The organism is Lacrimispora amygdalina, assembly GCF_900205965.1.
GTDB classification, from domain to species: domain Bacteria; phylum Bacillota; class Clostridia; order Lachnospirales; family Lachnospiraceae; genus Lacrimispora; species Lacrimispora amygdalina_A.
Window position 1 is genome coordinate 159,286 of sequence record NZ_OAOF01000003.1, and the last position, 19,038, is coordinate 178,323.

The 19,038-nt window shown below is 39.2% G+C and carries 22 protein-coding genes; 19 read left to right on the forward strand and 3 right to left on the reverse strand.

The window, feature by feature from the left end; translation table 11 throughout:
• Window positions 1-19 precede the first annotated feature (19 nt).
• The 3 genes from CRO04_RS05600 to CRO04_RS05610 all read left to right on the forward strand — a co-directional run bounded on the left by CRO04_RS05600 (window position 20) and on the right by CRO04_RS05610 (window position 1,780).
• Window positions 20-379, forward strand: a complete 360-nt coding sequence (locus tag CRO04_RS05600; protein ID WP_097003248.1) for a VOC family protein — start codon at window positions 20-22, stop codon at window positions 377-379.
• 101 nt (window positions 380-480) lie between these two features.
• Window positions 481-1,035, forward strand: a complete 555-nt coding sequence (locus CRO04_RS05605; protein ID WP_097003249.1) for a GNAT family N-acetyltransferase — start codon at window positions 481-483, stop codon at window positions 1,033-1,035.
• 106 nt (window positions 1,036-1,141) lie between these two features.
• Window positions 1,142-1,780, forward strand: coding sequence for a DsbA family oxidoreductase (locus CRO04_RS05610; protein WP_097003484.1), 639 nt, complete (start codon window positions 1,142-1,144; stop codon window positions 1,778-1,780).
• A gap of 84 nt (window positions 1,781-1,864) precedes the next feature.
• On the opposite strand, the gene CRO04_RS05615 is transcribed toward CRO04_RS05610, so the two are convergent.
• Window positions 1,865-2,386: an HXXEE domain-containing protein gene (locus CRO04_RS05615; RefSeq protein WP_097003250.1), complete on the reverse strand. Its 522-nt coding sequence runs from the start codon at window positions 2,384-2,386 to the stop codon at window positions 1,865-1,867.
• A 134-nt stretch (window positions 2,387-2,520) separates the two neighbouring features.
• On the opposite strand from CRO04_RS05615, the gene CRO04_RS05620 reads away from it, so the two are divergent.
• On the forward strand, window positions 2,521-3,072 hold the full coding sequence (locus CRO04_RS05620; RefSeq protein ID WP_242974351.1) for a TetR/AcrR family transcriptional regulator: 552 nt from the start codon (window positions 2,521-2,523) through the stop codon (window positions 3,070-3,072).
• 79 nt (window positions 3,073-3,151) lie between these two features.
• On the opposite strand, the gene CRO04_RS05625 is transcribed toward CRO04_RS05620, so the two are convergent.
• Window positions 3,152-3,868: a GntR family transcriptional regulator gene (locus CRO04_RS05625; RefSeq protein ID WP_097003252.1), complete on the reverse strand. Its 717-nt coding sequence runs from the start codon at window positions 3,866-3,868 to the stop codon at window positions 3,152-3,154.
• Window positions 3,869-4,061: 193 nt separating this feature from the next.
• Between CRO04_RS05625 and CRO04_RS05630 the strand changes: the two genes are divergently transcribed.
• The 13 genes from CRO04_RS05630 to CRO04_RS05690 all read left to right on the forward strand — a co-directional run bounded on the left by CRO04_RS05630 (window position 4,062) and on the right by CRO04_RS05690 (window position 15,610).
• Window positions 4,062-5,075, forward strand: a complete 1,014-nt coding sequence (locus tag CRO04_RS05630; RefSeq protein WP_097003253.1) for an SIS domain-containing protein — start codon at window positions 4,062-4,064, stop codon at window positions 5,073-5,075.
• Window positions 5,076-5,394: 319 nt separating this feature from the next.
• Entirely contained in the window at window positions 5,395-6,714 is a 1,320-nt protein-coding gene (locus tag CRO04_RS05635; RefSeq protein ID WP_097003254.1) for an anaerobic C4-dicarboxylate transporter family protein, read from the forward strand.
• Between the two features lie 109 nt (window positions 6,715-6,823).
• Window positions 6,824-7,639: a sugar phosphate isomerase/epimerase family protein gene (locus tag CRO04_RS05640; RefSeq protein WP_097003255.1), complete on the forward strand. Its 816-nt coding sequence runs from the start codon at window positions 6,824-6,826 to the stop codon at window positions 7,637-7,639.
• A gap of 63 nt (window positions 7,640-7,702) precedes the next feature.
• Complete coding sequence (locus CRO04_RS05645; RefSeq protein WP_097003256.1) at window positions 7,703-8,566, forward strand: amidohydrolase family protein; 864 nt, start codon at window positions 7,703-7,705, stop codon at window positions 8,564-8,566.
• The gene (locus CRO04_RS05650; protein WP_097003257.1) at window positions 8,556-8,987 is read left to right on the forward strand and encodes a secondary thiamine-phosphate synthase enzyme YjbQ; all 432 of its coding nucleotides are present in this window, start codon (window positions 8,556-8,558) and stop codon (window positions 8,985-8,987) included. The genes CRO04_RS05645 and CRO04_RS05650 overlap by 11 nt, the downstream gene beginning before the upstream one ends.
• A 3-nt stretch (window positions 8,988-8,990) precedes the next feature.
• A complete protein-coding gene (locus tag CRO04_RS05655) occupies window positions 8,991-9,779 on the forward strand; it encodes a PfkB family carbohydrate kinase (protein WP_097003258.1) in 789 nt (262 codons plus the stop codon).
• Between the two features lie 19 nt (window positions 9,780-9,798).
• A complete protein-coding gene (locus CRO04_RS05660; protein ID WP_097003259.1) occupies window positions 9,799-10,686 on the forward strand; it encodes a fructoselysine 6-kinase in 888 nt (295 codons plus the stop codon).
• A 45-nt stretch (window positions 10,687-10,731) separates the two neighbouring features.
• Window positions 10,732-11,142, forward strand: coding sequence for a cupin (locus tag CRO04_RS05665; RefSeq protein ID WP_097003260.1), 411 nt, complete (start codon window positions 10,732-10,734; stop codon window positions 11,140-11,142).
• 14 nt (window positions 11,143-11,156) lie between these two features.
• Window positions 11,157-11,810, forward strand: a complete 654-nt coding sequence (locus CRO04_RS05670; protein WP_097003261.1) for an HAD family hydrolase — start codon at window positions 11,157-11,159, stop codon at window positions 11,808-11,810.
• 178 nt (window positions 11,811-11,988) lie between these two features.
• Window positions 11,989-12,603, forward strand: coding sequence for a hypothetical protein (locus tag CRO04_RS05675; protein WP_097003262.1), 615 nt, complete (start codon window positions 11,989-11,991; stop codon window positions 12,601-12,603).
• A 17-nt stretch (window positions 12,604-12,620) separates the two neighbouring features.
• Window positions 12,621-13,154 carry a biotin transporter BioY gene (locus tag CRO04_RS05680; RefSeq protein WP_097003485.1) on the forward strand — a complete coding sequence of 178 codons (534 nt, stop codon included), beginning with the start codon at window positions 12,621-12,623 and terminating at the stop codon, window positions 13,152-13,154.
• A gap of 19 nt (window positions 13,155-13,173) precedes the next feature.
• Window positions 13,174-14,328, forward strand: a complete 1,155-nt coding sequence (locus tag CRO04_RS05685) for a thiolase family protein (RefSeq protein WP_097003263.1) — start codon at window positions 13,174-13,176, stop codon at window positions 14,326-14,328.
• Window positions 14,249-15,610: an AMP-binding protein gene (locus CRO04_RS05690; protein ID WP_097003264.1), complete on the forward strand. Its 1,362-nt coding sequence runs from the start codon at window positions 14,249-14,251 to the stop codon at window positions 15,608-15,610. The genes CRO04_RS05685 and CRO04_RS05690 overlap by 80 nt, the downstream gene beginning before the upstream one ends.
• Here the strand turns inward: CRO04_RS05690 and CRO04_RS05695 are convergent.
• A complete protein-coding gene (locus CRO04_RS05695) occupies window positions 15,607-16,539 on the reverse strand; it encodes a LysR family transcriptional regulator (protein ID WP_097003265.1) in 933 nt (310 codons plus the stop codon). The genes CRO04_RS05690 and CRO04_RS05695 overlap by 4 nt on opposite strands.
• 128 nt (window positions 16,540-16,667) lie before the next feature.
• Between CRO04_RS05695 and CRO04_RS05700 the strand changes: the two genes are divergently transcribed.
• Window positions 16,668-18,107, forward strand: coding sequence for an aspartate ammonia-lyase (locus CRO04_RS05700; RefSeq protein WP_097003266.1), 1,440 nt, complete (start codon window positions 16,668-16,670; stop codon window positions 18,105-18,107).
• 307 nt (window positions 18,108-18,414) lie between these two features.
• Window positions 18,415-19,020 carry a DUF2087 domain-containing protein gene (locus CRO04_RS05705; protein WP_330400786.1) on the forward strand — a complete coding sequence of 202 codons (606 nt, stop codon included), beginning with the start codon at window positions 18,415-18,417 and terminating at the stop codon, window positions 19,018-19,020.
• The last annotated feature ends 18 nt before the right edge of the window (window positions 19,021-19,038 follow it).

The following is a 19,038-nucleotide window of genomic DNA, read 5'->3' on the forward strand; positions in this document are numbered from 1 at the left end:
GGAAATAAGGAGGCGTGATATGAAGTTTTGCTGGACAACTTTACATGTAAAATCTTTAGAGGAATCAATTCGGTTCTATCATGAGATCATCGGTCTTAACATTATAAAACAATTTGAGACCGGACCGGATATGAAGATCGCGATGCTTGGAGAACAGGGCAATGCGCTGATTGAATTAATCGAACAGAAGGGTATCTCCCTGGAGAGCAGAGGAATATCAATTGGATTTGAAGTAGCATCCATTGATGAAGCGATGGAACAGATGAAAAAGAACCACATAGGAATTAAAAGCGGTCCCTTTTCACCAGTTCCATCCACAACTTTCTTTTTTGTGGAAGACCCGGATGGGATGGAAGTTCAGATTGTGCAGCATGGTTAAAGAGATGCAAATATAGCTATATAACAAAAGAACCATGACACCCCTGTGTCATGGTTCTTTTGTTATAATAGAAGAAAAATAGAAGGTGAGGGTATTATGTAATGGGAGTTTACGAAAAATGTCCTGTATTGGAAAATGACAATTATCTGCTGAGGTTTGTTGAATATGGTGATGTTCAGCCTCTTCTGAGTGTCTATAGTGATAAAAAGTCCGTTTCTCTTTTTAACAGTGATAACTGTCATGGCGATGATTTTTATTATAAATCTCTGGAACGTATGCAGGAGGCAGTAATGTACTGGATTAAGGAGTATGAGAGAAAAGGTTTTGTACGCTGGTCCGTCATTGATAAAAAGAGGAATGAAGTAATCGGAACGATAGAGGTATTTCAAAGAAAATCCAGTGATTTTTTTAATCGTTGTTGTCTGTTAAGAATGGATTTAAGAAGTGATTACGAGACGGAAAAATGTATTGAAAATCTGTTAGAAATACTTATTAAACCAATTTTTCTCTTATTCAAATGTAAGATTATTGCGACAAAAGCAACACCTTTGGCAAAAGAAAGAATAAAAGCGTTAAAAAAAATGAAGTTTTATCTGTCGGACTGCATGTTGATAGGACATGACGGTACAAAATATGGTAATTACTGGGTTTTATGAAAGATTAAAAAGGCTCCCCTTTGCAATTCATGTATTTATCTGTATAATTAAAGTATCTTCTGCCATTGGAAGATACAAGCCAGGAAAAAGTAAAGGAGCTGAACGTATGATAATAGAAATCTGGTCCGATTTTATCTGCCCTTTCTGTTATATGGGCAAAAAGAAGTTTGAGATGGCGCTGAATGAGTTTGAACATAAAGATGAAGTAGAAGTCATATATAGAAGTTTTGAGTTGGGTATGTCAGCAGAGTCTGTAAAGGGAAAGGATATTCACCGGGTGATTGCGGATAAATATCATATTAGTTATGAAGATGCCAGAGAAAACAATGACAGGATTGTAAAAGCTGCCGCCGAAGTCGGGCTTCATTACCGTTTTGATCTGTTAAAGCTGAATAGTACTAAGCTGGCTCACGAAATCGTCCAGTATGCAAAAACAAAGGGAAAAGAGAAAGAACTGGTAAACCGGTTCTTCCAGGGATATTTTGAAGAAGGTATGGATATTGGAGACAGGGAAGCGCTGCTAAAACATGCGGAGGAGGCTGGGCTTGATATTGCAGATTTAACAGAACAATTGGACGGCCAGCAGTTAAAGGCAGCGGTGAAAAAAGATGAAGACATGGCTGAGAAATTAAACATAAACGGGGTACCGTATTTTTTAATCAATCAATGGTATGCTGTCTCAGGTGCTCAGAATCCCGATACGTTTCTTCATGCTTTACAGGAAGCCTATGAATCTGAAAAATAAAATATCAGTTATATAATATATAAACTGCCAATTATACCGGAGGGAGACCGGTTTAGATTGGCAGTTTCATTTTGACTTAAAAAATTAATGTTCCATCTTCTTGATAAAACCTGCAAATGAATCCATATATTTATGCAGGAAAGCTACAATTAAGAGCATCATTATAGTACCTGTTACACAGCTTAAAATTAATTGAACTGTTGTAAAAGAAATCATTTTAGCAGAAATCCAAAGCAGATAAATGCAAATTGGAAGAAACGGAATTGAAGTTGCTACACCTGGGACATAATGCTTGAACTGTAATGACATTTTACAATGTATAACCAGGTGAAATGTAAAACCAAAAAACAGGCCAAACCATAAAAAGTACCAGTTAAATAAACAGGCAAAGAGCGGTAATGCTGAAAAGATAAAAAACTCAATTACAACGCCGATGGAAAATGACGCAGCACTGCGAAAATCAGAAAATGGGACTTTTTTCATTGTTGTATTTTGAAGTTCTTTTTTGTATTTCTTTTTCCACGCCTCTACTAAAATTATTTCTTCAAAATCATGAAGCATAAAAATAATTGGGAATAACCAAACGATTGTTTTTAGTGTATTCATAATATATATCTCCTTTCTCCTTCACACTTGTGACACTTACAGTTTTATAGTATAATCAAAAAAATGGCATTGTCAATAGAAATGGATTAAGTGCTACAATCAACAAAATGTGTGCCAGGAGGAGTAAAATTACTATGGTTGAGAAAAAAAAGAATCCGATTGCCGAGCAATCCCGTCAATGGTTGATAAAATCATTATTAGAATTAATGAACGAAAAAAACTACGCAGATATTACCGTAACAGAAATTGCAGAACGCGCGCTCTTGTCAAGAAGAACATTTTACAGGCTGTTTAATTCCAAAGAGCAGGTATTACAGCAGTATTTTTTAGAGATATGTGATGAATATATTGCTTCTTTTCAAAAAGATAAGCTCTATATGCTGGAGCAGATTGTTGAGGCCTTTTTTATATTCTGGGAAAAGAGGATTGATTTTTTGCTTATGCTTCAACGAAACCATATGTTCTATTATCTGCTGGAAGAATTAAACGAGATGTTACCTGCTATTCACGATATTGTTCGTGGAAATCAAAATTTATACGGCAGTGCATTAGAAAAGAAAATAGCTCTTCTCGCTAGTGCAGGTGCTCTTTGGAATATTCTTGCTGAATGGATACAGACAGAAAACCGACCATCACCAAAGGAAATATCTGAAATGATGATTCAGGCATTTGTATCTAATTCTTGAAATTAAAGAAACTGCCAAATAAGCCGTTGGAAATCTGGCTTATAATGGCAGTTTTATTTGGATAGAGACTTATTAATTCTCAGACTATTAATTTAAATTTATCACCGATACATAGCTGTTGGCAAAGAATGGTGATAGTATTTTCAGAATCATGTACTATACTGTCAATACGTAATAAAGGATAACCTTTAGTGATTTCTAAAGACCTGGCTTCTTTCGGTGTTGCAAATGTTATATCAATTTCCTTGGAAGAATGCTCTAAAAAAATATTGTACTTGGTTTTCAGGATTTCATAGAGTGAATGGTCATTCAGATTTTCGGAAAACAGGAATGAAAACATTTCAGGAAACCTGTTTGACTCCAATACCACCGGCTTGGTATCTGCATAGCGGATACGTTCCAATACAATGATTTTTTCATCTGGTTCTAAGTTCATAAGTTCGATGTCTTTTGGAGAGGGGTCTTCCAATGCAATTTTAGTGGTTTTAGCCCCGGGTACTGCACCAATTAACCTGCACAATTCTGTAAAACTGATCGCACCAGAGGAAAGACCTCTCTGCAGTTTTTTTTCAGCAACAAAAGTTCCTTTCCCGGTTTTTCGTTCTAAATAGCCAAGTTCTGAAAGTCTGGCCAGAGCTTTCCTTACTGTAACTCTGCTTACATTATATTGTATGCTTAATTCATTCTCTGTAGGAATCCGCGTTCCGGCAGCACGTTCCCCTCGTTCAATTTCATTGCGAAGGATATTCTCAAGCTGCTGATAGAGCGGGGTAGCGACTGTACTGTCTAATTCCATAATATTTCACCTCTGTTTCTTAAAAAAATCCTATTCATAACATTAAAATCATTATAATACAATAAGCTACGTTTGTATACAAAAAACTGAGGTTTCCTTTAAAATTATTTAATTCTTGACAAATGTATTATATTGTATTATCATAAACACAGAGATAAAAGATACAAAACAAAACAATAAAAGGAGAAATATCATGACGTATAATAGTACAGATATTAAAAACATTATAGCAGAAATCATTGAAGCCAAGAAAGAAAAGGGCGGTGTAAAGTCTCTCTATCTGGTAGGCTGCGGTGGATCTCTGGGCGCTCTGTATCCCGCAAAAACATTTATGGAGAATGAAAGTACCAGGATCAAATCAGCCTGGATCAGCAGTAATGAATTTGTCCACAGTACACCAAAAGACTTTGGCGAAAATTCCATTATTGTTCTTGCGTGCCATAAAGGAAATACACCGGAGACGATTCAGGCCGCAAAGCTTGGAAAAGAGAGGGGAGCAGCTGTAATAATTCTTACCTGGCTGGAAGAATCAGAGATTGTTGAGTTTGGTGATTATATTGTATTGTATTCTTTTGATGCAAGTCCAGACCATCTTGCTGGAGATATCGATTATTCAGGTGAAAAAACTCTATGCGCCTTATATGTAGCTGTAGAGCTTTTGGCACAGTCAGAAGAAGGATATGCCCATTATGACAAATTTTATGAGGGTGCCGCAATGATCACAACAATCATTCGTAATGCCAGAAATCATGTGGCAGACCGCGCATTGGCATTTGCGAGGGCAAGAAAAAATGACAGTGTGATCTATACAATGGGCAGTGGCGCTTCCTATGGAGCTGCTTATATGGAAAGTATCTGTATATTCATGGAGATGCAGTGGCTGGATTCCAGCTCCATTCATACGGGAGAATATTTCCATGGACCATTTGAAATTACAGATGCTAACAGGACGTTTATGATCCAAATTTCAGAAGGTTCTACACGTGGGCTGGATGAAAGAGCACTTGTTTTTTTACGGAAATATGCAAAGAATATTGAAGTTCTGGATGCAAAAGAGTTGGGATTATCTGTTATTGATGAATCTGTAATTGATTATTTTAATCATTCTTTATTTAATAATGTATATCCAATTTATAACCATGAGCTTGCAACGGAACGCCAGCATCCATTACCCACACGCCGTTATATGTGGAAGGTGGAATACTAAAATAAAGTATTGCCAAGCTTAAGAAAGTCCCGGCATGGAGAGACTTCTCTATACCGGGACTTTCTTTGGGGAAAAATGTATTATAATGTATTTTAGCATTGTGAAAAATATACAAAATAAAATTTAATATTTATACAAAGTGTAGAAAAAACTAATAACTATTGACAGCGTAACAATAAAAATATAATATTGTATTAGATACAAAACAATACAAATAGATACAATGAGAACATATCGAACGGTTGTTAGTATTACGAATTAATGTGCGCGCATTATTAAGAGAGAAGACAAAATCACTCAACTAAGAGGAGGGTCCATTATGTTTTGGATAGAATTAGCTATTGTTCTGGCAATTATATTCCTGGGTGTGCGAAAAGGGGGAACATTTCTTGCTTTTGCTGGCGGCATTGGAATGTTAATTATGACGTTTGTATTACATGTGAAACCATCTGATCCGCCAATTACAGTTATCTTAATCATGATAGCAGTAATTTGTGCCGCATCGACCATGCAGGCGTGCGGTGGTCTTGATTTTCTGGTAATGATTGCAGAAAAAATTCTTCGAAAGAATCCTAAAATGATCACGGTATTGGCTCCGGTCGTTTCATATGTTTTCACATTTATGTGTGGAACAGGTCACATCGTATACAGCCTGCTTCCGGTTATTAATGAAATTTCCATAGATACCGGTGTAAGACCTGAACGTCCAATATCAGCATCGATTGTTTCATCTCAGCAGGCAATTACGGCTTGCCCGATATCTGCGGCAACCGTTGCTATTCTTGCATTTATGGCAGAGTCACCGTATACAGGCGTAAATATCTTTACATTACTGTTTGTCTGTATTCCGGCAACCTTGATTGGAACAGTTGCAGCAGCACTTGCTGTAATTAAAAAAGGGAAAGAACTTGCAGATGATCCTGAATTTCAAAGACGTGTAGCATCAGGATTGATTGAAGATACAACAAAAAAACAAAAAGCAGCGAAAGAAGTTACAAAAGAAGCAAAGGTATCTGTTGCAATCTTTTTAATCGCAATGGTCGGTATTGTTCTTTTGGGGGCAGTGAAGGCATTAGTTCCAACCCTTGCTGATGGATCCAAACTGCCGCTGACAACAGTTATTGAAATCTTTATGTTAGTTGCAGCAGCAGTCATGGTACTCGTAACGAAACTTGATAGTAATAAAGTGTTAGATCAGCCTGTTTTTCGTACCGGAATGTTTGCAGTTATCTTAGCATTCGGACTTTGCTGGTTAGTAAATACATTTATTGGTGATCAGGCATCCTTTATCACAGATAATATGTCTGCTCTGACGAATCAGTATCCATGGATTTACATTCTGGCAGTATTTATTGTGGGTGCGATTACAACCAGTCAGTCATCCACAACAATGATTATGGTGCCCATTGGTATTGCGTTAGGGCTTCCTGCCAATATTATTGTTGCCGGGTGGATTGCCTGCTCATCAAATTATTTTATCCCGGCTTCCGGCCAGTGCGTAGCGGCTTTAGCATTTGATTCCGCCGGAACAACTAAAATTGGAAAATTTGTTCTTAACCATAGTTACATGATTCCAGGACTGGTTTGTACTATTGTATCGGTAGTAGCAGCAATGCTTCTTGGGGCAGTTATTTTCTAAGGCTGGCTGTCAGTTAACCAGATTTTTAATATCGCAGCCTGGTTTCAGTTCCATATGGGCTGATATCAGGCTGCGGTTTTTATTAATAAAACAAACAGGAGGATTAGAAATGAAATTTGCTCCAATGAATTATCATTATGTCAGATATCCAATTGAAAAATTTTTAGATAAGGTAGAACAATCTCCGTTCAGCAGTATTGATCTTTATTGTTCGGCACCACAGCTCAATATATTTGATTATCCGCTTCAACGGTTACTTAGTCTTGACAAAGAAATTCGAATGAGAAATCTAGACATCATGGCTATGACACCTGAAAATTGTACGTATCCGGTAAATTTTTGTACACAGGACATGCTGACCCGGGAGTCCAGTATCCGTTATTATCAAAGAGCAATTGATACAGCAGAATTCTTAGGATGTCCAAACGTTCAGATCAGTACAGGATTTGGATATTTTGATCAGCCAAGAGAAGAAGCATGGAACTACTGTCTGGAATCCATGCAGACACTGGCTGCTTACTGTGAGCGAAAAGGAGTGAAGCTTCTTCTTGAGGAACTCAAAACCACAACAACGAATGTTCTGATTACCAGTAATGATATTGCAAGGATGTTAAAAGAAATTAATTCTGAGGCAGTAGTCGGGATGGTGGATATGGATCAGATGACATATGCAAATGAGACTGTAGATAACTGGTTCGATGCACTCGGTGATAAACTGCAGCATATTCATTTCAATGACAGAGGACATACTGTTCCTGGAGATTCAGATTTACCTATGAAAGAATACTATGAAACTATTAAAAAACGTGGTTATGAGGGAACTGTTTCTTTTGAAATATGTGATCGCCGTTATTACAATAATCCGGATAAAGCCATCGATGACATCGTAACATGGATGAAAAACAACACAACGGAATTAATATAAAAAGTCATGTATATTTAGGAGAATACATCAGATGCAGTAATGCGAAAAATGGAGGAATAAAAAATGGTTATTGATACACATATACGTCCTGCACTTTATGCTCCGATTTGTGGGGACGAGAAGAGATTTCAACAGCGCTGCGATGAGATGAATTATCATCTGATGAATCCGTCAGATATTAAGCTGTTGAAAAAACAATATGCCCTGGCTGATATTCAGAAGGCGTTTCTCTTACCGGATAACTGCTCTGCTAAAACGGGAACACCAGTTATTTCAAATGAAGAAGTGGCAAAAATTGTTGCAATTGATCCTGATTTTTTCCTTGGATTTGCATCCGTGGATCCACGGTTGGAAAATGCGGCAGAATTACTGGAGAACGCTTTTCTAAAATTGGGATTATCAGGATTGTATATTAATACTTCGAGACTTCAACTGTATCCATACGATGAAAAGCTGATCATACTGTATGATATTTGCAGCAAATATCACAAACCGGTTATTTTTCATGCAGGATTATCATTGGAGAACAATACATTGGCCCGTTTTGCCCGTCCCATGGAATTTGAAGAAGTGATGCTGCGTTATCCCAATACCAATATATGCCTGACACATATGGGATGGCCATGGGTTCAGGAAACAGCTGCACTTTTATTAAAATATCCAAATGCATATGCGAGTACAGGACTTATGAACTTTGATGGTCCGTATCAGATTTATGAGAAGGTTTTTCATGAAGATATGGGAGCTTTGTGGGTAGAACACAATATCTCCGACAAGATCATGTTTGGATCTGATTCTCCAAGAATCAGACCAGTCAGGGCAAAAAGAGGACTTGATTCTCTGGGATTTTCTGAGGAAACAAGGAAGAAAATAGAATATAAAAACGCATGCCGTTTTATGGGAGGAGGGGAAACAGATGCAGTTTAAATTAAAGGAAGTACCAATATGTGCTGATCTTGAATATGAAATGATTCAGATTACACAAAGTGTTCGTGATTTTGTGGAGGAAAGTGGAATTGCAAATGGAATTGTTTATGTGATTACAGAGCATACCACAACCGGTATTACAGTCAATGAAAGTCTCTCCTGTGTTGAGAAAGATATTATGGAAAAACTGGATCAGCTGGCTCCTGATAATGATACGTATCATCATAACCATTATCTCCCAACCTATGGAACCATTGGAGGAAATGCACCAGGTCATTTAAAATCTCTGTTAACAGGAAATCACTGTGTGTTTCCGATTATGGGAGGAAAACTCAAACTGGGTCATGCGGCAGATATTTATTTCTGTGAATATGATGGAATTAAAAACCGCAAGTATATGATCTATGCAATGGGAGAATAAAAAATGAAAAAAACAATTGCAATGAGTGATAATTGTATTGATGTTTACTATAAACTTGACCGGTATTATCTTACCGGAAACAGCATCGATTTTGCATTTAACTACAAAGATCTGGGCGGAGATGTAACAGAAATGACAATTCTGGGCAATGATGTATTTGCAAAGGCATTGGAAGAGCGGTTAAAAGAACGGGATATTCCTTTGCGGGTACTGAAACGAGTTGACAGACCAACTGGCATGGCGACCATGGATCTTGTGGATGGAGATAAAAAACATCTTCATTTTGATGGCAATGCTATGGAAGAAATTGATTTAACAGAATCAGATTTAGAGTTCGTGAAACAGTTTGATATTGTGTATTCGGAACGCTGGACGAAAGTATGGCGCTATATAAAAGGGTTAAAGCAGCCAGGACAAATCTGGATATATGATTTTTCCAAACGTATGGAAGAAGAAAAGAATGATATCATTCTTCCATATTTAGACTATGCGTTTTTCTCCTATGAAAAAAATGATGAGTATATACGGGAATTTATGATAAAGACCACGAAAAAGGGTGCAAAAGTGGTAGTTGCGATGCTTGGCGAAGAGGGAAGCCTTGCTTATGATGGTAAGGAATGGTACAAGCAGGAAGCAGAACATGTAACAGTGATAAATACAGTTGGAGCAGGAGATTCCTTTATAGCTGCCTTTGCTTACGGAGTGAGTCTTGGAGAAGATATTTCCCAATGTATGCTTCGTGGTAAGAATAGAGCAACAGAAATCGTTCAGCAATTCAACCCCTATAAATAAGAATAAAGGAAGTGATGAAATGAAATATAGTAAGATTATTTCTATAGGAGATAATGTCTGCGATAAATATCTTTCCAGGGGTAAGATGTATCCGGGCGGACAATGTGTCAACACCTGCGTCTATGTAACGATGAACGGAGGAGAAGCTGCATATCTTGGAAAATATGGAAATGATGAGGTGGCTGATTGTGTTCACAATACACTTGTGGAGATTGGAATTGATGACAGCCATTGCAGAACGTTTGAAGGAGAAAACGGATTTGCACTAGTAACTTTAAAAAACAATGACCGTGTATTTCTTGGTTCCAACAAAGGAGGAATTGCAAAAGAGAATCCGTTCGATTTTACGGAAGAGGATTTTTCATATATTAAGAATTTCCAGCTGATTTACACGAATCTGAACAGCTACATTGAAGATGATCTGGAAAGGCTGAAAGAAACAGGTGTGCCGATTGCATACGATTTTTCGATCAGATGGACAGATGAATATCTAAAAAGGGTGTGCCCCTATGTAACAATTGCAATCCTGTCCTGTGCACACTTAGATGAAAAAAACAGAGAAACAGAGATGCGCAAAGCACAGGCATATGGCGTTAAAGTCGTATTGGGAACAGTCGGTGAAGATGGCTCTTATGTGTTATACAAGGATAAGATTTATTATGCGGAAGCAGTACATGCGGATGATGTAATTGATACAATGGGCGCAGGAGACTCCTATTTTTCCGCATTTCTCTGTTCTTTATTAGAAAGCTCTGAAACGGGAGAACTTATGGAAGAAGATGATCACAAGATGGAAATGCGATTATTGACTGCAATGAAACAGGGGGCTGCGTTTGCTGCAAAGGTCTGCGCTATGGAAGGGGCCTTCGGTTACGGAGTACCAATTGCCGGAAAGACAGAGATATAATAAATACGCAATTACAAAAAATAAGAAAGAATGAGGTTGAAAATTATGAGACCAGATGTATATGAAAACAATAATGAAGGAATCTTGTGTGTATACAAAAATGAGAAGTGGCTGGTAAGCATCAAAAACTGGAAACCGGATAATGACATTGATGGAATTGCACATCTGGAGATTCATCATTCAACAGATGAACAGTTTATTCTTGCAGCCGGAAAGGCAATTTTAATTACAGCAGAAAGAGAAAATGATCAGTTCAAAATTGAACTGACACTTATGGAACAGGGAAAAGTATATAATGTACCAAAGGAGGTATGGTTCTATTCCATCACACAGAAGGATACGAAGATGATGTATGTTCAGGATTCCAATTGTTCCATGGAAAACAGCGATTTTATGGATCTTTCAGAGACTGAGGCAGCATACATAAAAGAAACAGCTAAAAAACTGTTTGAATGATAAGAGGTTATTTTATGGCTGTGAAATGTGTAATATTTGACTTTGATGGTGTGATATCCAACACAGAAGAAAGTAATTATGAGTTCTTGCAGAAAGCCTTAAAAGAATATGGTATCTTGTTAACGGATAAAGAAAAATATAGTTTAATTGGTACCAGTGACAGCAGGATCTTAGAGGACATTCTTCGGAGGTCACAGGCAGACGTATCATTGGAAGAATTGAAAAAAAAGCGTGTGGCTATAGGAAATACCTATGAAAACACAGATATACAACCAATGCATGGATTGATATCCCTGCTTGATATTCTGAAAAAGAAACAGATACAAATGGCTATTGCAACCTCCACGTCCACAAGACTCATTATGACAGCTTTAAATAAAATGCATCTGATTTCCTATTTTGATTCAATTGTATGCGGAGATATGTGTGCAAACCGTAAGCCTCATCCGGAAATATATAATAAGACAATGGCTTATTTAGGCAGAAAACCAGAGGAATGCATTATTATTGAAGATTCTACTGCAGGTATAACCGCAGGAAAACGGGCGGGAACATATGTAATTGCCTACAGTGGATCTGGTATACTGCAAGACCGTACAGGTGCGGACTGCCTTGTAGAAACGTATGATGAATGTCAAAAAGTAATCTGTGATTTACTCAACAATTAAAGAAAGCTGTTGCTAAAGTAGATTTATCTGCCTTAGCAGCAGCTTTCTTTTTTGTTTCTGTGTACCAATGATAGTATCACTGAAAAAAACAAATGTTAACCAATATTTAATAAATGGTTTACAATTACAAAAAATTTAATTATACTACTTAAAGAAAAAATTTACAGGAGACCTTTGTATGACAGAGATAGAGATGCTGCTTACTAAGCTGGAGAGAGCATTATCAGAGTTTCAGGGATATGATGGCTGGTTGATTGGTAAATGCAATTTAACGATCACGGACCGGCGGAAGATAGAAGAAAAAGACAATGAGGAATTTTTTAAGGCCGGCCTTTTAAAAAGGAATAACATGCTGACAGTCTTTCAGGTTTATGGAAATCAGGGAAAGCTGGAGGGAAGAATTGAGTTAACCCTGGTAAAGCCTGTTTTAACAAAAAAATATATAAAAAAGCAATCCACAAATAAAGCGGGCAAGAGATACGGAACTCTTATTTTTTCTCCAGAACAGGTCAGCCGGTTTCTCGATTCCGTATCTGATACCAATCCCATTCATACGGGTGATGAGCCAGTTGTTCCAGGCTTTATGATTATAAATCAGGTTGTGGGACAGGCAGAAGAGATAATTTATAAAAAGACCGGGGATAGCTTTAAGATGGAGGTAAGATTCCTGTCTCCTATGGTAACAGGTCAACAGGCAGAACTCTGGCTGGAGGACATTGATCCGGACGGTTTTAGAATATACGGTTATTTAAAAGAATCGGAAATATTTTACTTAAAGATAAATAAGGAATGATTGACGGAGGAAAAAAGATGAATCAAAGAAAGACTACCCAGGAAATGACTGTGATGGGGCTGATGGTGGCGTTGCTCAGCGCATCATCCTATATTATTATACCTCTTCCATTTTCATCAGCAAGTATAACGGCTCAGACAATTGTGGTGAACCTGATCGGATTGGTTTTAGGACCGTTTCATGCGCTGCTGGTTTTTGTGGCATGGATTCTGGCAGGGCTTGTGGGGCTGCCTGTATTTTCAGGAGGTATGGGAGGTGCTGCAAAGCTGTTTGGACCTACTGGCGGTTATATTTGGGGATATTTAGTGGCAGCTGTTATCATTTCAATGTTTTGCAGGAAAGTCAGGAACAGCCATATGCAGACCCTGTTTCTTATATTAGCCGGAATTCCCATTATTTATTTGATGGGGGCTGTATGGATGAAAATCGTCACAGGACTGCCCTGGCTGGCGATTATGATACAGGCTGTTCTTCCATTTATACCGCTCGATATAGTAAAATGCCTTGTGGCGGCGGCACTGGCTAAGGCTTTGCGCCCCATAATCCGTTAAAACAGGGGAGGTGATCTGTGTGGAAAGTGTTTGTATTTTAGAAGGACTCAGAAGCTTTATCGGAGTCAAAGATGGAATGTATAAGCATGTACCCGGAGAGATTCTGGGAGCGGAAGTGCTGAAAGAACTTCTTAAACGCGTTCGGCTGGAAGAACGGGAAATAGATCTGGTGATTGGAGGCAATGCGGTAGGCGGAGGAGGAAATATCACAAGGCTTGCAGCCCTGGAGGCTGGAATCCCGGAGTCAGTCCCGGCAGTCACAATGGATTTACAGTGTGCTTCCGCGCTAGAAAGCATAACGATGGCGGCAGCTATGATAGAAAGCGGAGCGGCAAGTGTAGTAGTGGCTGGAGGATTGGAAAGTTCTTCTACGCAGCCCCTCAGGCTTTGGAACCCAAACCACCCGGATTTTGTGGAAAATAAGTCCTATACAGTGGCTAAATTCATACCGGGCATGCAGGGAGAGAAGGTTATGCTGGAGGGAGCGGAATTGACTGCGCTGGAAGAAGGAATAAAAAAAGAAGAAATGGATGCCTGGATCTTGCGAAGCCACAAAAGAGCAGCGCAGGCGGCAGAGAAAGGTCTTTTGTCTGATGTGGTTATATCTGTGAAAGGCAGCAGGAGAGATGAGGGGATAAGGGCTGGTATGAATCAGAAATTGATTGACCGGCTTCCCTTTATTCTTCCAGGAGGGAAGGTGATAACGGCTGCCAATGCATGCCTGATGAATGATGGAGCAGCTTTTCTGGTTCTTTGTTCAAAGAGTTATGCCAAAAAAGCGGGGCTGCAGCCAAAGGCATATTTTCGGATAGGAGTCTCAGTGGGCGGGAATCCACTGAAAAGTCCGGAAACAGCGGTTCTTGCCGCCAGGAAGCTGTTAACAGCTGCGGGATTTGATTACCATAAGATTGATGCTTATGAAGTCAATGAAGCGTTTGCTGTCATTGATGCACTTTTCCTGAAAAATTTTAAGGGAATTGAAGACGGATATAACATATTCGGAGGCGCCCTGGCATATGGGCATCCTTATGGAGCTTCAGGAGCACTCCTTCTTGTTCATCTGCTTAAAGCACTGGAGATAAAAGGCGGAAGATATGGGATTTGTTCCATTGCAGCTGCAGGAGGAATCGGCAGCGCTGTTCTCATTGAAAGAGGAGATGAAGGGATTGAATAAGGAAGATAGAAGGGTTGATTATCTGGAACTGATCAGGCAGATACCAGCTGATCGTATTGCCCTGATTATTAACAGCTGCCGGTATACTTTTGGAATGCTTGCGGATCAGGCTGAAAAGCTGAGATTTAAAGAAGGGCTCACATGGGGCGAGAGAAAAACAATCCAAGTAATCCAGTCTTCAGAAATTGAGGTGCAGCTGATTACTTTTCTTGCTTTAAGCGGTACACAGGCAGTTCCGGTAATTGTGCCCGCAGATGTGAAAATTAACGAGACACTGCTTCAGACAGAAGTTCCGAAGGAAGCCTGCATGGCGGTCATGACCTCTGGAACTACAGGAGAAAATAAGCTGTTATTTCGTACACTGGAAAGCTGGCAGGGGTACTTTCATACCCAGAATAAGATATTCGGCATGGGAGACAAAAGCAGGATTTTTATGCAGGGCAGCCTGGCGTTTACGGGTAATTTAAATCTATATCTGGCACAGCTGACAGCAGGTGGAAGTATTGTAGCAGCCAATGCGTTTGATCCCAGAAAGTGGATGAAAGAGATAGAGGACTGGAAGGCGGATACGGTTTATCTGATTCCGGCAAAACTGCGCCTGCTGAAAAAGGCATACGATCGGAAGGCTTGGAAGAACAGCGGGGTAAGGAACATAATCAGCGGCTCCCAGAGCCTGGGCAGACGAGAGGCAGAAGAGTTAAAACAGGTTTTTAAAAATGCCTCGGTCATTCTTTACTATGGAGCCAGTGAATTGAATTATATCACCTATGTGAAAGATTATCAGATGGGGGAAGACAAGACTTTGATTGGCAGCCCGTTTCCAGAGGTAAAGCTTCGTGTTGAGAACGGTGAAATCCGGGTAAGTACAAGGTATGGAGTGATTGGGACTAAAGAGGAGGAGTGGATTGGAGACTGCGGTCATTTTGACCAGAACGGACTGCTCTGTTTTGACGGCAGAAAAGATGGAATATGCAATGTAAACGGGCGTAAGGTGATATCCGCTAAAATAGAAAATGAACTGGCAGGCTGCCCGGGTGTAGCAGAAGCTGCAGTGAAGACTTTGAAAAAGGGAGGGCAGGATATACTGGCAGCATGGATTGTACCGGAGGAACAGGTGAATATTGATATGCTGCGGGTTCGTAAATATCTTAAGACCTCCCTGTGTGAATGGGAGATTCCGAAAGCTGTCTTTTTCGTGGAGGAGCTTCCGAAAAGTGAAAGTGGAAAGATATTAAAAAGGAATTTAAAGGATCTTTATTGTAAAAAAAGTAAAACCAGTTAAGAAATCAATTTCAAAAATTCAGACATGGCAAACGTAATATACCGGTTCTTTTTGCAAAAGAAACAGATATTACGTTTGCTTTTTTCTTCGTCAAGTTTGTAATAGACCATGTCTTTCAGCGCCGGTGATTTACATAAAAGAGTATCGCTGACAAAACAGATTCCCATACCGGAGCATGCAATGTGATATGCAGTTGACTGTTGATCCAGTTCAAACAGGATATCAGGCTTAAAACCATTTGCTTTACACAAATAAGCGCCCCTTTGCATGGTATCATTGTTTGGCTTAAGCATTATGAAGGGGTACTCTTTAAAAGCCTGCAGCGGCACTACAGGAATATTGGAGTCCTGACAGGCGTTTGTCCGGATCTGTTCCAGAGTAACCTGATATTCCAAAAGATCTTTATTAATCTCATATTTTTGTGGAACCGCGATCATTAAATGTTCTTCTCTGTATAAAAACGAATCAAACTTGGATTCGCACAGGGTGCTGTTATCTACGATAAAATCCAGTGAACCCAGCAATAGCTGGGATTCAAGATTGCTGGTATTGTCTTCTATGATCGTTACGTTAATTCCCGGATACTGCTGGTGCAGACTTGAAATTAGAGGGGGTATGACATAAGAAGCAAATAAATTGCTGCCTCCGATGGTCAGAGTTCCGGTCTGTAAGTTCCTGGCATCATCAAGATAATTTTGAAAGTCCTGTTCAATGGCCATGATTGATTCTGCTGCCTGTATGTATTTAAGCCCGCACCCGGTCAGCCCTACCGGTGCAGTGCTTCGGTCAAAAATGGGCATACCGATTTTGTTCTCGATTCTTTTGATGGTGGAACTCAAAGAGGGCTGGGAAATAAAGAGATTGTTAGCTGCTTTCGAGAAGCTTTTTTCTTTGTAGACTTCATAAACGTATTCTTTGCCGGAAAACATATTCGCCTCCATATAAGTGTAGAATTATGATAATTATAAATCAATTGATATTTGATTATAGTATAAATGTTTTATATACTTATTACAAGAATCAGAGATCAAACATTTGTAAAAAGTGAGGGAATCCTATGAAAAACAGTTTGGATGATAAAGAGGAAGGGTATCGTTTGGAGAAAGATATTATTGGAGAGTTGAATGTCTCCAGAAATGCCTATTATGGTATTCAATCCTTAAGAGCAAAAGAAAATTTCAATATTACAGGGTTGAAGATGCATCCGGAGATCATTAAAAATCTGGCATATATTAAAAAAGCGGCTGCAATTACAAATTTTGAAGCTGGCTTACTGGATGAAACAATTGCTATGGCGATTGTCCAGGCATGCGATGAATTGCTGAAAGGAAAGCTTCTTGAATATTTTATTGTGGATCCCATACAGGGGGGAGCAGGAACTTCCCTGAATATGAATGCCAATGAAGTAATCGCAAACAGAGCAATAGAGATTATGGGTGGAGAAAAAGGGGACTATAGCCTGATTAATCCCAATGATCATGTGAACTGCGGACAATCAACCAATGACGTGATTCCCACAGCAGGCAAAATGACGTGTTATGTTCTTACAAAGAAAGCATTAATACAGCTGGGGCGCCTGCATAAAGCATTTGAGAAAAAATCGAAGGAATTCGATCATGTGATTAAGATGGGAAGAACCCAGCTGCAGGATGCGGTACCCATTCGTCTGGGACAGGAATTTCACGCGTATGCTACTGCTGTCAGAAGGGATATGGTCCGTATAGAAAAAACCCTTGAAGAGATGAGATATGTAAATTTAGGCGGCACTGCAATAGGAACGGGAATCAATGCGGATGAACAGTATATGAAACGGATTGTTCCAAAGCTGAAAGAGATATCCGGCATTGATGTAATACAGGCTTCCGATCTTTTTGATGCAACCCAGAGTCTGGATTCCTTTGTGGCCGTTTCGGGAGCAGTTAAGGCTTGTGCCGTTACACTATCAAAGATTGCCAGTGACTTACGGCTGATGTCATCTGGACCAAGAACCGGATTTGGAGAAATCAATCTTCCGGCAAGGCAGAATGGATCGTCCATTATGCCGGGTAAAGTAAATCCGGTAATTCCTGAGGTGGTCAATCAGGTGGCCTTTCATATTATTGGAAATGATCTGACTATAACGTTAGCTGCTGAAGCAGGACAGTTAGAGTTAAATGCCTTTGAACCCATTGTATTTTACTCTCTGTTTCAATCGATAGATACCTTAACCTGTGCCGTGCAGACATTTGTGGATCACTGTATAACCGGTATTACTGTAAATGAGGAGAGATGCCGTCAATTAGTAGAAAACAGTGTGGGAGTCATTACCGCTTTATGCCCTCACATCGGTTACAGAGATTCGGCGGAGATTGCAAAAGAGGCCATTCGCACTGGCAGACCGGTAAGAGAGCTGATTATAAAAAAAGGAATTCTGTCTCCGGCTGACGTAAGTATAGTGCTGAATCCCATGAATATGACGAAACCAGGGATTGCGGATAAAAAGCTGTTAAGAAAATAGATTAAAGATTTAAAGCCATTGCAAAGAAAAACTCTGTAATGGCTTTTTGAATGTTACTCATACAAAAAAGCAAACAAAAACAATAAAAGACTATAAATATATAGACATAAACGAATAGTTGTGTTAATATATTGATTATATAAAGTATAAAGGAGATGATACTATTTTTTGGGAAGCGTCAACGAATGAACTTAAAAAAGGGTATATCAAAGAAGGGGAGACATATACCTGTGTTATCTGCAAAGAAAGCTTTCTGGAAGGCCGGATATATGAAAAGGCCGGACTACTCTATGATGCAGAAAGATCAGTGAAGGAGCATATAAAAGAAAAACATGAATCCATGCTTACCTATATTCTGAATATGAGCTGCGCTAATACCGGAATTACCCAGGCACAGCAGAAAGTACTTCAGCTTATTGCGCAGGGGATGTCGGATAAGGAGGTGGCTTTAGCATTAGGCGTTGCTGATTCAACCATTCGAAACCACAAGTACAAATTAAGGGAAAAAGAAAAGCAGGCCAGGGTTTTTCTGGCCATGATGGAACTGCTGTCTGAACAGACACAAAAGGAAATCAGCCGCCTGGAAGGAAGTGTACTGCATGATGCGCACAGTTCGGCCACTATGGTGGATGACCGCTATAATATCACGGATAAAGAAATTGATAGTATCAGAAAAGCCTATTTTGATGACAAAGGCGGTTTAAAAAGCGTACCTGCCAGAGAAAAGAAAAAGCTGGTTGTTTTAAGCGAGATCGTAAAGAACTTTTCTCCAGGTAAACAATATGAGGAGAAGGAGTTAAACCGTATTTTAAAAAGAATTTATGATGATAATGCGGCCATACGGAGAGCACTTATTGAATATGGATTTATGGATCGGACAAACGATGGAACTTTATACTGGGTCAAAGAGTAAGAAGGAAAATTTATAATA

What these genes read in the sequence shown, in the direction of transcription:
- CRO04_RS05600 (WP_097003248.1), top strand. Translation starts at nt 20, where the DNA reads ATGAAGTTTTGCTGGACAACTTTACATGTAAAATCTTTAGAGGAATCA.
- CRO04_RS05605 (WP_097003249.1), top strand. Translation starts at nt 481, where the DNA reads ATGGGAGTTTACGAAAAATGTCCTGTATTGGAAAATGACAATTATCTG.
- CRO04_RS05610 (WP_097003484.1), top strand. Translation starts at nt 1,142, where the DNA reads ATGATAATAGAAATCTGGTCCGATTTTATCTGCCCTTTCTGTTATATG.
- CRO04_RS05615 (WP_097003250.1), bottom strand. Translation starts at nt 2,386, where the DNA reads ATGAATACACTAAAAACAATCGTTTGGTTATTCCCAATTATTTTTATG.
- CRO04_RS05620 (WP_242974351.1), top strand. Translation starts at nt 2,521, where the DNA reads ATGGTTGAGAAAAAAAAGAATCCGATTGCCGAGCAATCCCGTCAATGG.
- CRO04_RS05625 (WP_097003252.1), bottom strand. Translation starts at nt 3,868, where the DNA reads ATGGAATTAGACAGTACAGTCGCTACCCCGCTCTATCAGCAGCTTGAG.
- CRO04_RS05630 (WP_097003253.1), top strand. Translation starts at nt 4,062, where the DNA reads ATGACGTATAATAGTACAGATATTAAAAACATTATAGCAGAAATCATT.
- CRO04_RS05635 (WP_097003254.1), top strand. Translation starts at nt 5,395, where the DNA reads ATGTTTTGGATAGAATTAGCTATTGTTCTGGCAATTATATTCCTGGGT.
- CRO04_RS05640 (WP_097003255.1), top strand. Translation starts at nt 6,824, where the DNA reads ATGAAATTTGCTCCAATGAATTATCATTATGTCAGATATCCAATTGAA.
- CRO04_RS05645 (WP_097003256.1), top strand. Translation starts at nt 7,703, where the DNA reads ATGGTTATTGATACACATATACGTCCTGCACTTTATGCTCCGATTTGT.
- CRO04_RS05650 (WP_097003257.1), top strand. Translation starts at nt 8,556, where the DNA reads ATGCAGTTTAAATTAAAGGAAGTACCAATATGTGCTGATCTTGAATAT.
- CRO04_RS05655 (WP_097003258.1), top strand. Translation starts at nt 8,991, where the DNA reads ATGAAAAAAACAATTGCAATGAGTGATAATTGTATTGATGTTTACTAT.
- CRO04_RS05660 (WP_097003259.1), top strand. Translation starts at nt 9,799, where the DNA reads ATGAAATATAGTAAGATTATTTCTATAGGAGATAATGTCTGCGATAAA.
- CRO04_RS05665 (WP_097003260.1), top strand. Translation starts at nt 10,732, where the DNA reads ATGAGACCAGATGTATATGAAAACAATAATGAAGGAATCTTGTGTGTA.
- CRO04_RS05670 (WP_097003261.1), top strand. Translation starts at nt 11,157, where the DNA reads ATGGCTGTGAAATGTGTAATATTTGACTTTGATGGTGTGATATCCAAC.
- CRO04_RS05675 (WP_097003262.1), top strand. Translation starts at nt 11,989, where the DNA reads ATGACAGAGATAGAGATGCTGCTTACTAAGCTGGAGAGAGCATTATCA.
- CRO04_RS05680 (WP_097003485.1), top strand. Translation starts at nt 12,621, where the DNA reads ATGAATCAAAGAAAGACTACCCAGGAAATGACTGTGATGGGGCTGATG.
- CRO04_RS05690 (WP_097003264.1), top strand. Translation starts at nt 14,249, where the DNA reads ATGGGATTTGTTCCATTGCAGCTGCAGGAGGAATCGGCAGCGCTGTTC.
- CRO04_RS05695 (WP_097003265.1), bottom strand. Translation starts at nt 16,539, where the DNA reads ATGTTTTCCGGCAAAGAATACGTTTATGAAGTCTACAAAGAAAAAAGC.
- CRO04_RS05700 (WP_097003266.1), top strand. Translation starts at nt 16,668, where the DNA reads ATGAAAAACAGTTTGGATGATAAAGAGGAAGGGTATCGTTTGGAGAAA.